Source organism: Gilliamella sp. B3817, assembly GCF_026536705.1.
GTDB lineage: Bacteria > Pseudomonadota > Gammaproteobacteria > Enterobacterales > Orbaceae > Gilliamella > Gilliamella apicola_I.
On the sequence record NZ_JAFNNV010000003.1, the window covers coordinates 126692 to 139360 of the forward strand.

General features: G+C 35.5%; 12 protein-coding genes. 6 read left to right on the forward strand and 6 right to left on the reverse strand.

The genetic code is table 11. The features are described from left to right. The first annotated feature begins 361 nt into the window (after positions 1 to 361). Complete coding sequence (suhB, locus tag J3U36_RS05500; protein WP_267379629.1) at positions 362 to 1165, forward strand: inositol-1-monophosphatase; 804 nt, start codon at positions 362 to 364, stop codon at positions 1163 to 1165. A 108-nt stretch (positions 1166 to 1273) separates the two neighbouring features. Here the strand turns inward: suhB and J3U36_RS05505 are convergent, their stop codons facing one another. Next, on the reverse strand, positions 1274 to 1600 hold the full coding sequence (locus J3U36_RS05505; protein ID WP_267379861.1) for a winged helix-turn-helix transcriptional regulator: 327 nt from the start codon (positions 1598 to 1600) through the stop codon (positions 1274 to 1276). A 240-nt stretch (positions 1601 to 1840) separates the two neighbouring features. On the opposite strand from J3U36_RS05505, the gene J3U36_RS05510 reads away from it, so the two are divergent. Further along, positions 1841 to 4030, forward strand: a complete 2190-nt coding sequence (locus J3U36_RS05510) for a heavy metal translocating P-type ATPase (protein WP_267379631.1) — start codon at positions 1841 to 1843, stop codon at positions 4028 to 4030. Positions 4031 to 4121: 91 nt separating this feature from the next. On the opposite strand, the gene tilS is transcribed toward J3U36_RS05510, so the two are convergent. Continuing rightward, positions 4122 to 5402 (reverse strand): tRNA lysidine(34) synthetase TilS, encoded by a 1281-nt coding sequence (gene tilS, locus J3U36_RS05515; protein WP_416379832.1) that lies wholly within the window; start codon positions 5400 to 5402, stop codon positions 4122 to 4124. 32 nt (positions 5403 to 5434) lie between these two features. Further along, positions 5435 to 6652: a cystathionine beta-lyase gene (gene metC, locus J3U36_RS05520; RefSeq protein WP_267379637.1), complete on the reverse strand. Its 1218-nt coding sequence runs from the start codon at positions 6650 to 6652 to the stop codon at positions 5435 to 5437. 77 nt (positions 6653 to 6729) lie between these two features. Between metC and J3U36_RS05525 the strand changes: the two genes are divergently transcribed. Further along, positions 6730 to 7368, forward strand: coding sequence for a 4'-phosphopantetheinyl transferase family protein (locus tag J3U36_RS05525; RefSeq protein ID WP_267379640.1), 639 nt, complete (start codon positions 6730 to 6732; stop codon positions 7366 to 7368). Between the two features lie 51 nt (positions 7369 to 7419). Here the strand turns inward: J3U36_RS05525 and ftnA are convergent, their stop codons facing one another. Continuing rightward, complete coding sequence (ftnA, locus tag J3U36_RS05530; RefSeq protein WP_267358913.1) at positions 7420 to 7938, reverse strand: non-heme ferritin; 519 nt, start codon at positions 7936 to 7938, stop codon at positions 7420 to 7422. Positions 7939 to 8045: 107 nt separating this feature from the next. Continuing rightward, positions 8046 to 8819, reverse strand: a complete 774-nt coding sequence (locus J3U36_RS05535) for a tyrosine-protein phosphatase (protein ID WP_267379642.1) — start codon at positions 8817 to 8819, stop codon at positions 8046 to 8048. 94 nt (positions 8820 to 8913) lie between these two features. Between J3U36_RS05535 and pepB the strand changes: the two genes are divergently transcribed. Together pepB and J3U36_RS05545 are read left to right on the forward strand one after the other, a co-directional pair. Then, complete coding sequence (gene pepB / locus J3U36_RS05540) at positions 8914 to 10206, forward strand: aminopeptidase PepB (protein ID WP_416379833.1); 1293 nt, start codon at positions 8914 to 8916, stop codon at positions 10204 to 10206. A gap of 153 nt (positions 10207 to 10359) precedes the next feature. Continuing rightward, entirely contained in the window at positions 10360 to 10962 is a 603-nt protein-coding gene (locus J3U36_RS05545) for a tetratricopeptide repeat protein (RefSeq protein ID WP_267358907.1), read from the forward strand. 100 nt (positions 10963 to 11062) lie between these two features. On the opposite strand, the gene J3U36_RS05550 is transcribed toward J3U36_RS05545, so the two are convergent. Continuing rightward, the gene (locus J3U36_RS05550; protein ID WP_267379647.1) at positions 11063 to 11626 is read right to left on the reverse strand and encodes a peptidylprolyl isomerase; all 564 of its coding nucleotides are present in this window, start codon (positions 11624 to 11626) and stop codon (positions 11063 to 11065) included. Positions 11627 to 11936: 310 nt separating this feature from the next. Between J3U36_RS05550 and J3U36_RS05555 the strand changes: the two genes are divergently transcribed. Then, on the forward strand, positions 11937 to 12608 hold the full coding sequence (locus J3U36_RS05555; RefSeq protein WP_267379649.1) for a phosphoribosyltransferase family protein: 672 nt from the start codon (positions 11937 to 11939) through the stop codon (positions 12606 to 12608). Positions 12609 to 12669 lie beyond the last annotated feature (61 nt).

Sequence of the window (12669 nt, forward strand, 5' to 3'; positions counted from 1 at the left end):
TTATAAGTATCGTCTTTTAATAAAGTTTTATTAAATAAGTTTGTAATATGTGAAAATTATTTAGCAATGCATACGGTGAAAATCAAAAATAATGTTAGTGATAAGTGAATAATATGTTGATAGGAATTATTTATGTAGCAGCTAGTCTCTTTGATAAATTATTAACGTATCAAAACATTATTTAATGCGGTGAATTTGGGATGTTGCGTTATTTTTCTCAAAATCAATAATATCGCTGACATTCCCAACATAATCTGGCAATAAGCTTATAAAACCTTTATACTATGCCGTAAATTTTGGTATCACTTTTTAGGTTTGCCAAAACAACCCGTTCTTTAACATCATCAATTGGAAGAAAATTATGCATCCGATGCTTAATATTGCTATTCGTGCTGCTCGCAAAGCAGGAAATGTTGCCATTAAGGCTTATGAAAATCCTAGTTCAATCGAAATTGATACTAAAGGTGCTAACGATTTTGCAACCAATGCAGATCGTGCTGCTGAAGCTTTAATTATTGAAACAATTAAAAAAGCGTATCCAGATCACACTATTATCGCTGAAGAAAGTGGTCTTGCTAAAGGTAGCGATGCCGATACGCAGTGGATAATCGACCCAATTGATGGTACCACCAATTTTATTAAGAATATCCCACATTTTGCTGTATCTATCGCTGCTCGAGTCAAAGGTAAAACCGAAGTGGCAGTGGTTTATAATCCAATGAGCAATGAATTGTATACTGCTGCACGTGGTAAAGGTGCTCAGCTAAATGGCTATCGTATTCGTGTCAGCAATGCTAAAGATTTAAATGGAAGTATACTGGCAACTGCATTTCCATTTAAAGCGAAACAATATAGCGATAGCTATTTTGCAGTTTTACAAAAATTATTTACTAAATGCGGTGATTTTCGTCGCACTGGTTCAGCAGCATTAGATTTGGCTTATGTGGCAGCAGGTCGTTTAGATGGATTTTTCGAAATCGGTTTAAAACCTTGGGATATTGCGGCAGGTGAACTCATCTTACGTGAAGCTGGTGGTGTCATTACCGATTTTGCCGGTGGTAATAATTATATGGTATCTGGTAATGTTGTGGCTGGTAATCCACGAGTTGTGAAAGATTTATTAGTGTCTACTCAAAACGATTTGCCAGAAAAATTACGTAATTAATTTCTATTATGAACAGCGTTGTAATAACGCTGTTTCCTCTTATTTATTGCTTGTCTTTTTGATCACTAAGAAAAAGTAATTGATGCAAAGCATCTTGTATTAAAGTGATTATTGTTTAGGATGGTCAGCTATTGCTGCCATTGTACAATTGATATTCAGCCCTTGGCGATTTAAACAATGGCTTCCCCATTGATACATTGCTTCTAATACAGGTTTAATACTTTTGCCAAAATCTGTTAAGGAATATTCTACTTTTGGTGGGACGACAGGAAACACTTTTCGGTTGATTAATTGATTGGATTCGAGTTCACGTAACTGCTGAGTTAACATTTTTGGTGTGGCGCAAGGAATCTCTTTTCGTAACTGAGAAAATCTTAATGTTTTGTTTGTCATCAGTTTCCATAAAATTAATGATTTATATTTACCTCCAATCATATTGATTGTTGTTTCAACCGGACAGTGAATAACAGATTCCAAGCTTTGCTCGTTGTTATAGGTTTTAACTAAATGATTTTTCACTTAATGCCTCAATAGTATCTTTTTGGATAGTATATATCAAAAAAGTGCATTCTTGTTATTCGAATAATTAGTATTAAAATATTTGTTAAGTAATCAAAAAAATTTGTTGAGAACGTTTTTTAATCTTAACAACCCTATCACCAAAGGATGCGTCAAATGAAAACAGTTGAATATAATTTTTATGTTGAAGATATGAGCTGCGCATCATGCGTTAGTCGTGTTGAAAAGGCGATTAAAAAGGTTGATGGAGTAATTGATGTTAGCGTGAATCTAGCAACTGAAAAAGCAACCGTTAAAGCAAATTCAAATGTTAATTTAGCAACACTGATGTCAGCGGTAGATAAAGCAGGTTATCATGCGGTGAAAATGACGGATCAGCAAACACATGCAAAAGATACTGAAAAACAAGCATCACTTTGGCCGATTGTGGTGTCCATTTTATTCGCTCTTCCTTTTGTTTTACCAATGTTACTCGAGCCATTTGGTTTCCATTTAATGATGCCTGCATGGTTACAACTTATTCTGGCTTCGATTGTTCAATTCGGTCTTGGTGCTAAATTTTACCGAAGTGGTTTTAGTGCTTTAAAAGCTTTCACTGGTAATATGGATTTATTAGTGGCTATAGGTACCAGTGCGGCTTATGGTTTATCGTTATATCAATTAATTACAGGGCATTATGATCATCTCTATTTCGAATCATCTGTTGTAATTATAACTTTAATCTTAGTGGGTAAATGGTTAGAGTCAAGAGCGAAACATCAAACCACACAAGCGATCGAAGCACTTTCAGCATTAAGACCTGAAGTCGCATTAGTCAGACAAGGGGATCACGAAATTAGTTTACCGATTAGCCAAGTTAAAGTGAACGATATTGTCGTGATTAAACCCGGTGAACGTATTCCAGTTGACGGTATTATTATGGAAGGCACATCCAGTAGTGATGAATCGATGTTAACCGGAGAAAGTTTTCCAGTTAATAAAACTGTTAATGATGTGGTCACGGGTGGCACCATTAATGGTGAAGGACTGATAATCGTCAAAACTACCGCTATCCAATCTGATTCAAAACTGTCTAAAATTATTGAAATGGTCGAATCTGCACAGGCTAAAAAAGCACCTATTCAGCGAATTGTCGATCGTATCAGCGCAATTTTTGTCCCAGTCATTTTGATCATTGCTTTGATTACCTTATTGGCTTGGGGAATTATTTATCATGATTGGCAACAAGCATTACTTCATGCCGTTGCTGTATTGGTGATTGCTTGCCCATGTGCTTTAGGATTGGCAACACCCACAGCGATTATGGTTGGCACGGGTGTGGCTGCACGTCAAGGTATTTTGATTAAAGATGCTGAAGCTTTAGAAACCTTGCATAATGTTAACACTGTCGCATTTGATAAAACAGGCACCTTAACAGAAGGTAAACCTGACTTGGTGGAAATCGATGTCGTTGGAACTGAAACACCCGATCAGATTTTGTCACTTGCTGCATCGATGCAAGCTGGTAGTGAACATCCATTAGCAAAAGCTATGTTATCTAAAGCTAAAAAGTATGATTATGCGAAAAATATCACATCAGTAACAGGATCGGGCGTCATGGCAACGATTGATAATACCGAATACTATTTAGGAAGTTTGCGTTGGATGAAATCGTTAAACGCCTATTTTGTAAACATGGATGATAAAATAGATGAGCTAACCAGTAAAGGGTACACTATTTCATTTTTGGCTAAACAACAAGCTGAAGATAGTGTCGTGATACTTGCTTTATTTGGCTTTGCTGATGTGATTAAACCTGAAGCGAGAAATGCAATTGATGCATTACATCAATTGCATGTTAACACTGTCATGCTAACTGGTGATAATCAACAAGCGGCAAATTATGTGGGTCAACAATTAAATTTAGATAAAGTGATAGCCGAAGTGTTACCCCAAGATAAAGCCAACTATATTTATCAATTGCAAAAAGAGAGCCATACCAATACCAATAATCAAGTAGCAATGGTAGGGGATGGCATTAATGATGCGCCAGCGTTGGCGGCCGCTGATATCGGCATTGCCATGGGAACAGGTACTGATGTGGCAATGCATACGGCAAGTATTACCTTAATGCGAGGTAATTTATACCTTATCGCTGATGCTATTGATATTTCTCGTCGAACATATAATAAGATCAAACAAAACTTATTTTGGGCGTTTTTCTATAATTTAATTGGTATTCCATTAGCGGCATTTGGTTTTTTAAACCCAATGATTGCTGGCGCTGCTATGGCTTTAAGTAGTGTTAGTGTGGTGACTAATGCATTATTACTAAAACGCTGGAAGCCAAGAGCAGAAGCAAAATAAAATTAGCTTGTTAACCTTTAACTTAAGGGGCAATGGATGGTGTCCCTTAATGATTTGATAGCTGATTGATAATGAGCAAGTGGCTTATTTCCTAAGTGACACGAAAATCAATTTGTGATCCTTTTCCTTGCTCAGTCACAAACACACCGACAGCGCAAATAAGTTGTTCATTATAATATATCAAAGGGATGCGTGTTCGCATCCAAGGTGGAATATGGTGTTCTTGCCATAGTTTTTTGATTGCTCTTGAGCCTTGACGATTAACGATTTGAAGTTGTCCTTGAGCATGAAAGCGTACGGTAACATGTTCGTTTCTGTTCGGTAGACGACACGTTAAATCATCTTGATAAAGAGCATGTAACTCACCGATATGATCAGGTAAAACTAAAGGCGAAGTCAGATCCCAATTTATGACTTGTTGTTCAGTATCTTTATAGAATGGCAATAGATAAAGTAAATTTTGATAACGGCGAATTTGCTTATGGTGTAAAACGAATTGCGGATTAGCATCGTTCTTTGCTTGAACAACGGTTTGCCAAATAAGTGCTAGTTGTTTTTGGCTAGGCATCATAACGTGTTGATGTCGTAGCCACATGCGTAAAATGGCATTGCGTTTATATTCTGAATAATCGCGTAATGGCGACAAGCGTAGCTGACCTTGCTGGGTTAATACTTGATGAAAATCGTTAAGTAACAGCTCGTTAATTAAAGCTTCTTGTTGTTGGCAAAGCGATGCACTTCGGGAAACCATTTGTGAAAACTGAGGCCAACGTTGATCAATAATTGGCAAAACATTTAATCTAAGAAAATTGCGATCATAATGGTCATCTTGATTACTTTCATCTTCTATCCAAGTTAATTGATGCCAATTGGCATACGCTTCTATTTGTTTACGTGAAATAGTGAGTAACGGTCGAAGATGTTGTTGGTTTTCAACGGGCATGGCTGATAACCCTGATGGACCGCTTCCTCTTTTTAAAGCTAACAAAAACGTTTCGCATTGGTCATCAAGATGTTGTGCTGTGCATAGCATTTCATCGCTTTTCAAATGATGATAAATCGCTTGATAACGAGCATGTCGAGCTTGTTCTTCAATATTGCCTGCCGAGATATCAAGCTTAACCTTTTCAATAATAAAAGGGATTTCCCATTGTTGGCATTGTTGTTGGCAATGGCTTGCCCAATTATCTGCATTTTGACTTAAACCATGATGAATATAAATGGCTCGTACTGCTAAATCAGCTTGTTGTTTCAATTTGACTAGTGCATGTAACAATACAGTGGAATCAACCCCGCCACTATAAGCTACCAATAGCTTACGGTGTTTTTTTAAACATGTTGAAATGGTCTGTGTGATGGTTTGATCAATCATGAGTTGACTTTGGTTATCCATGTTTTTCCTGATTATACTAAGCTTTGTAGTGCATTTGCTTTATGATTATGCTGATTGATTCTTTCTAAACCAGCAGCAAGATCAGCAATTAAATCATCAGGGTCTTCAAGACCGATATGTAATCGGATGAGTGTGCCTGTAAAACTAATACCCGAAACAGGTCTAATTTTAGCTAGTTCTTCCGGTTGATTGGCTAAAATTAATGACTCAAATCCGCCCCATGAATAAGCCATAGAAAAATGGGTTAAATTATCCAGAAAATCGGAAAGTTGAACATCACTTAGGCGATCATGAAGTATAAAAGAAAATAGTCCACTTGCTCCCGTAAAATCACGCTTAAAAAAATCATGTCCTTTGCAACTTTCTAATGCTGGGTGATTCACTGTTGCAACTTGCGGGTGACTAGCCAACCATTTTGCTATTTTTAATCCACTTTCATGATGTTGCTTTAATCTGATAGCTAAGGTGCGTAACCCTCGTGCTGCCATATAAGCCGTATCGGCATCGCACATTTGTCCCATTAAATAAGAACGTTCTCGTAGTCTATCCCAGCATCTTTCATTAGCAACCGCGGTACCTAACATTGCATCAGAATGACCAATTAAATATTTTGTGCCTGCCTGAATTGAGATATCAATATCATGATCTAAGGCTTTAAATAATACACCAGCAGCCCAAGTCGTATCCATCATAATGATAATATCAGGATTTACATGACGAATCGCTTTAACGATGGCCGGTACATCATGCACTTCCATGGTAATGGAGCTTGGCGATTCTAAAAATACGACTTTGGTATTCGGTTTAATATGGTTAGTGATATAGCGACCAACTAAAGGTGAAAAGTAATCGGTTTCGACGCCAAGATCCTTTAAAATATGATTACAAAATTCTTGAGTAGGTTCGTAGCTGGCTTCGGATACAAGGATATGATCCCCGGTTTTTACAAAAGCTAAAATGGCATTAGCAATTGCAGCTGCACCACATGGATAAAGATAACATCCGGCTCCGCCTTCAATTTCAATCATAGCATCCTGAAGTGAAAAGTGGGTTAATGTGCCTCGGCGTCCATAGAATAGTGCCCCTTTGGCTCGATTTTCTGTTGCTTCTTTTTTGGCAGTGACAGTGTCGAAGACTAATGAAGAAGCACGCTGAATTACCGAATTTACAGCGCCTTGGGTATAGCGTTTTTTGCGACCAGCATTCACTAATTTGGTTTGTAATGACATGATGTATCCTTAGCTATCTGAGAAATTTTAATAACAGTTAGCATAGCATGCTGTTAAAATAGTAAAAAATAATTTTTATGAATACTGGCTTTTCAATTATGCTAATCGTCCAACTTGCCAATTTAAATACGGCGACAATTAATTATGCGTTGTTATCAGAGCAAATTATCAACGATGCCAATCAGATGAATGGGCAACGTAAAAAACAGTTTTTAATCTGTCGCTCGATATTAGCAGATTTGCTTAATCACTATTGCCATTGCTCTACCTTGCCAACAATCGTAATCGGTGAAAATAGTCGCCCATGTTTTTTAGATCGAACTCTTCCTGATTTTAATATCAGCCATAGCCAAGATAGGGTAGCTGTCGCGATATCTTTAAACGGTAAAGTAGGTTTAGATATTGAACTTGCTCGCCAGCGTAAACACTATTTAAAAGTAGCAGAAAACTTTTTTGATGATGATGAATATCAATGGATGATAGCGCAAACCGATACATTATCGGCTTTTTGGCAATTATGGACGTTAAAAGAGTCTGCTTTAAAGCTGTATGCGAAAGGTGTTTGGCAAATGAAATCTGTGAAAATTGACCTTAATCACCAATTGATTCATGCTCCTTTTGCAAGTCATTTTTATTATCAATATCAGCATATTGATGATGTCCATTTGGCGGTCAATAGTAGTGTGCCAATAACAAGGTTTATCTTACAACGTTAAAGGCGCTAATCTGCCACATAAAAAATGTAGCAGATTAACATGTTGTATTAATTATTCGTTGGTCGTTAATAAACCTGATTCACTTAACGTTTTGTTAAAATCTTTATCCATAAAGAATAGGTCACGCTTATTTTCACCGACTAATTCTAGTTTATCGACAATGCTTTTGAAGAGTTTTTCTTCTTCATGTTGTTCAGAAACATACCATTGTAAAAAGTTAAATGTCGAAAAATCTTTCTGTGTTAACGCATAATCAACTAGCGCATTAATTGCTTTGGTAATTTTAAGTTCGTGCTGATAAGCCACTTTAAATAATTCAAGTAAAGAAGGATATTGTGATTCAGGGGCTTCAATTTTGCCAATTAAAGCTAAGGAGCCACAATCTAAAACATAATCAAATAAACGCTCCATATGTTGGCGTTCTTCACCCGCATGATCTCTTAAAAACTTTCCGAAAGATGGAAAATTTTGGTCATCACACCAAGCACTCATTTGTAGGTACAGATTTGAAGAGTAAAACTCTAAATTTAATTGCTCATTAAGCTTTTTGACCATTTGATCGGTTAACATTTTTATTTCCTCACATTGCTATTTTATGACTTCACATTTCAATCGATAACTTCGTTGATGTGATTATTATTTATGTATAGATTAATTATCTATATCGTTAATATTGTCTAAATTAGATAAAGGTCTTGAAGTACCTTTCTTTTGTTATTATCTAATTGATATTCCTGAGCTAACCAATTATCAATAGTCTGATAACGCTGTTTAATTGCCGTTATTGCGGCGGTTAGGTATGCTTCTTTAGCAGCAAAAATCACTTTTTGATTTTCAAGTTCGGTTGCCGTTAATTGGTTTTTATTCTGGTTAAGAATGGTGTCACGAAAATCTTTTAATAATTGTTCGGTAAGTAGATAGTCTTGCATGACAACGTCTTCACTCACGCCTAATGCAAACAGTGTTAAAGCGACACCAATGCCCGTTCTATCCTTGCCGACAGCACAATGCTGAACTAAGGGCTGCCCATTACCATTTAATAAAATGTCAGTGAGTTTTTGATAAGCAGGATTATTGAAAGGTAATAATTGATAAAGTTTGATCATAAAATCAAAGGGTGACGTTTTTTTAATGGTAAAAATATCATCTTCAATTTCTGAGGTTAAACTGGCTGTCACTTCATCACTTAATGGATTTGCCGGAACATTAATATAGTTGGCATTACGCCATAAATTGTCGGGATAGCGATTGATTTCGTTCGGATCTCGATAGTCTAAAATGTAGTGTAATTTTAATTCATTCGCTAAGAAGTCTTTTTCTTGTTCGCTAATACGTGAAAATTCACCTGCACGATATAATTTTCCTTTACGTATTTGACGTCCATCTTGTGTTTTAATTCCACCTAAATCACGAAAATTAATTCCATTTTTTATTGGTACAGCAGATGTCATAACGAATCCTTATTTATTCTTAACCTGCTTGCTATATTAGCATGTTTCTGATTAGAATTAAGCCATTGTTTTATTTTTATCAATAATTGGAGTTCTGCTTATGTCGATGTTATCTATTTTACTTTCTGAAAAACCTGCACCCTCGCAATGGGGTAAAGATGCACTACTGAGTTTTTCAGATGAATCAATTACCATTCATTATAAAACTGAGCATCGTTTAGGGGCAATTCAACGTGCAGGGCGTAAACTCGATAATCAATGTATTAAATCGGTTAAACTTAGTGGTCAAGGATGGGATTTAGAAGCTTGTTGGCATTTTTGGTTGGGTTATCGTAATGCAAAAAACAACAATAAAGTCACTTGGGCAAAGCTGGATAGCAAAGATAAAGCAGAATTAACACATCGTCTGGCCATTATTGATTGGTGTCGAGATATTGTTAACCAGCAAGCGGAAACATTGAGCCCACTTGAATTAGCTACGCAAAGTGCCAAACTCATCAGTCAATATTCGACAGACGTAACATACAAAATTATTTCAGGCGAAGCATTAAAAGAGCATGATTATATGGGGATCTATACTGTTGGTAAAGGCTCAGATAGACTGGCAGCGCTACTTGAACTTGATTATAATCCGGGTAAAAATCCAACAACACCGATTACTGCTTGTTTAGTGGGTAAAGGGATCACATTTGATTCTGGTGGTTATAGTTTAAAACCAAGTAGTTTTATGGAGTCGATGCGCTCAGATATGGGCGGAGCAGCGCTAGTCGCTGGTGCATTAGCGCTTGCTATTGCACGAGGCATAAATCACCGTATTAAACTTTATCTATGTTGTGCAGATAACTTAGTGAGTGGTAGCGCTTTTAAACTAGGGGATATTATTTGTTATCGTAATGGTAAAACAGTTGAAATTGATAATACCGATGCTGAAGGTCGTTTAGTGTTAGCCGATGGGTTAATTTGTGCCGATAATGATAAACCACATTATATTATCGATTGTGCAACATTGACGGGTGCAGCAAAAATTGCGGTGGGTAATGATTATCAATCACTACTTTCATTTGATGATAAATTTGCTCAATTGTTATTGGCAAGTAGCGATATTGAACATGAAGCATTTTGGCGTTTACCATTAGCCGAATTTCATCGCTCTCAATTTCCTTCATCCTTTGCAGACATGTCTAATTCTGGATTACCTAATACAGCAGGGGCAAGTACTGCAGCGGCATTTTTATCACATTTTATTAAAAATTATCAGCAAAACTGGTTACATATCGATTGCTCAGCTACTTTCCGTAAAAGTGCAACTGCATTATGGGCAACGGGAGCAACAGGTGTTGGGGTCAGAACTATTGCTCACTTATTGAGTAAATTAAAAAAAGCATGATTCATTGTTAAGGGATGTAATATCTATTTATTAAAACCGATTAGTTTAATAATTCTTAATAATTTTTGTTATTGCTAATTTGAGTTTTTTTCCTACAATAGGCAGAGTTTAAAATTTGTCAAATGTTTATAATTTAGAGATATAAGGAAAGGTATGAAAAAAGTATTTTTTATTTTGTTAACAGTATTGTTTTCAAATGCAACCTACGCTGGCGAGTGTGAGAAATATTGGAATTCAGAAGAGTATGATAAAGCTTTTGATGCTTGCCAAAAAGAAGCCGAACAAGGTGATAAAAAAGCTCAATTTTATTTAGCTCAAGCTTATGAGGAAGGTTTGGGCGTTGAGGGAGATTTCGATAAGGTATTACATTGGGTAACTAAATCAGCAGAACAAGGATATGATCAGGCACAATATTATTTAGCACTAATGTATGATGAAGGTGAAGGTGTTGAAGAAGATGATCAAAAGGCTGTTTATTGGTATAAAAAAGCTGCCGAACAAGGTTTAGTTGATGCTCAATATAATTTAGCGATAATGTATGATGAAGGGGAAGGTGTCGAAAAAAATAAAGAAACAGCTGTGTTCTGGTATAAGAAAGCAGCGGAGCAAGATTCGCCAGAAGCGTTAAATAATTTAGGTGTCATGTATTACAATGGTGAAGGAGTAGAAAAAAATAGACTGTTAGCCATTAAGTACTTTAAGAAAGCCTGTAGTCTTGGCATAGATGAAGCTTGTGATAATAAAAGCTTGCGATAATATAAAACAAATAGAACTAATTAAAATATGTTAAAACTGAACTGTCTTAAATCATTAAGACAGTTCTTTTGAATAAATGAAGTAGAATAAATAAAATCATTTATTCTGTTATGATAATTGCTTTTTTAATATAAATTGGCTCAATCGGTACATTTTGATGTGGGCCCATCCGTTTAGTTGGCACATTGACAATTTTATCAACAACATCCATTCCTTTTATCACTTTTCCAAATACTGCGTAACCATAATCTTTGGATGGATCGTGGTTGAGAAAATGATTATCGACAACATTAATAAAAAATTGGCTCGTTGCACTATCGATGACACCGGTTCTGGCCATTGCAATCGTACCACGCACATTTTTTAATCCATTATCTGCTTCGTTTTTAATTGGGGCATTTGTTTCTTTAAATTTTAATTCACCGTCTGCTCCACCACCTTGAATCATAAAATTAGGGATCACACGATGAAAAGTGGTGTTTTCATAGAAACCACTTTTAACATAATCAAGAAAGTTTTTGGTCGTAATTGGTGCATGCTCATTGTCTAATTCAATTTCAATATCCCCCATACTGGTTTGCAACAATACTTTTGTATCTGCTAATGCAATGGGTGAAAGTAAAATTAAGCACAATGTGATGATTAATGATCTGATTTTATTCATTATATTTGTTCCTTAGTCCATTTGTTTGTTGATTATACCGAATATAAAATTTATTTAAATAACAATTGTGCAAAATACAAAAAAATTTTGTGAAATAGTTCGAGTTATTGTTTATTTAATATTTTTCAACATGTTAAACAAGATATTATAAGTAAGTTTTTGCATTTGAGTACTATTTTTATGGCTGAAAAAAGTATTTTTTTAACGATATGCGATGGTCTGAAAACAAACTCTTAGTATTGACGTTTTATCCTTTATTAAATGATTGTTTTAAATTTTTGGATGACATTATTTTTAAAGTTGGAGAATTATGCGTTGCTTCTTATGCAATATGCCATTATATTTGGCACATCATGGAATTTGTTATCAATGTTCAAAAAACATACCGAAATTAAACAAGGTATGTCCGCAATGTAGTTTACCGCATTCTTTATCCACTCAGATTTGTTATCGTTGTCTTGAAAATAAACCCTATTGGGATACATTAATTGCGACTAGCGAATACATTAATCCGTTAAAAAAATTAATTCAGCAATTAAAGTTTTATCATAAAACGGAACTGACATTGGCACTGGCAAGATTAATGTTTTTAACATGGTATAAAAAACGACTTGCAAATGAAATCATAAAACCGGATTTAGTCACTTGCGTTCCATTACATCATATACGTTATTGGTCAAGAGGATTTAATCAAGCAGAATTGTTGGCAAAAGTGATAGCGAAATGGTTAAATTGTGATTTTTATCCTCATTTACTCTATCGACATCAACGAGCAATAGATCAGAAAAAGCTTTCATTAAAAGAACGTAAACAAAATGTAGAAACACTTTATGAATGTCGAAAAAATCTTTCTCAAAAATCGGTGATGCTTATTGATGATATTGTCACTACGGGAAACACAATAAATGCTGTTAGTCAGCAGCTAAAAAAATGCGGGGCAATGAATATTCAAGTGATTTGTTTATGTCGCACAGTATTGTAAAATTGTAAACAGTCCCTATAATAACCAACATAGTTAGTCAACTATTACAACAAATCAATTA

What these genes read in the sequence shown, in the direction of transcription:
- suhB (WP_267379629.1), top strand. Translation starts at nt 362, where the DNA reads ATGCATCCGATGCTTAATATTGCTATTCGTGCTGCTCGCAAAGCAGGA.
- J3U36_RS05505 (WP_267379861.1), bottom strand. Translation starts at nt 1,600, where the DNA reads ATGATTGGAGGTAAATATAAATCATTAATTTTATGGAAACTGATGACA.
- J3U36_RS05510 (WP_267379631.1), top strand. Translation starts at nt 1,841, where the DNA reads ATGAAAACAGTTGAATATAATTTTTATGTTGAAGATATGAGCTGCGCA.
- tilS (WP_416379832.1), bottom strand. Translation starts at nt 5,402, where the DNA reads ATGATTGATCAAACCATCACACAGACCATTTCAACATGTTTAAAAAAA.
- metC (WP_267379637.1), bottom strand. Translation starts at nt 6,652, where the DNA reads ATGTCATTACAAACCAAATTAGTGAATGCTGGTCGCAAAAAACGCTAT.
- J3U36_RS05525 (WP_267379640.1), top strand. Translation starts at nt 6,730, where the DNA reads ATGAATACTGGCTTTTCAATTATGCTAATCGTCCAACTTGCCAATTTA.
- ftnA (WP_267358913.1), bottom strand. Translation starts at nt 7,938, where the DNA reads ATGTTAACCGATCAAATGGTCAAAAAGCTTAATGAGCAATTAAATTTA.
- J3U36_RS05535 (WP_267379642.1), bottom strand. Translation starts at nt 8,819, where the DNA reads ATGACATCTGCTGTACCAATAAAAAATGGAATTAATTTTCGTGATTTA.
- J3U36_RS05545 (WP_267358907.1), top strand. Translation starts at nt 10,360, where the DNA reads ATGAAAAAAGTATTTTTTATTTTGTTAACAGTATTGTTTTCAAATGCA.
- J3U36_RS05550 (WP_267379647.1), bottom strand. Translation starts at nt 11,626, where the DNA reads ATGAATAAAATCAGATCATTAATCATCACATTGTGCTTAATTTTACTT.
- J3U36_RS05555 (WP_267379649.1), top strand. Translation starts at nt 11,937, where the DNA reads ATGCGTTGCTTCTTATGCAATATGCCATTATATTTGGCACATCATGGA.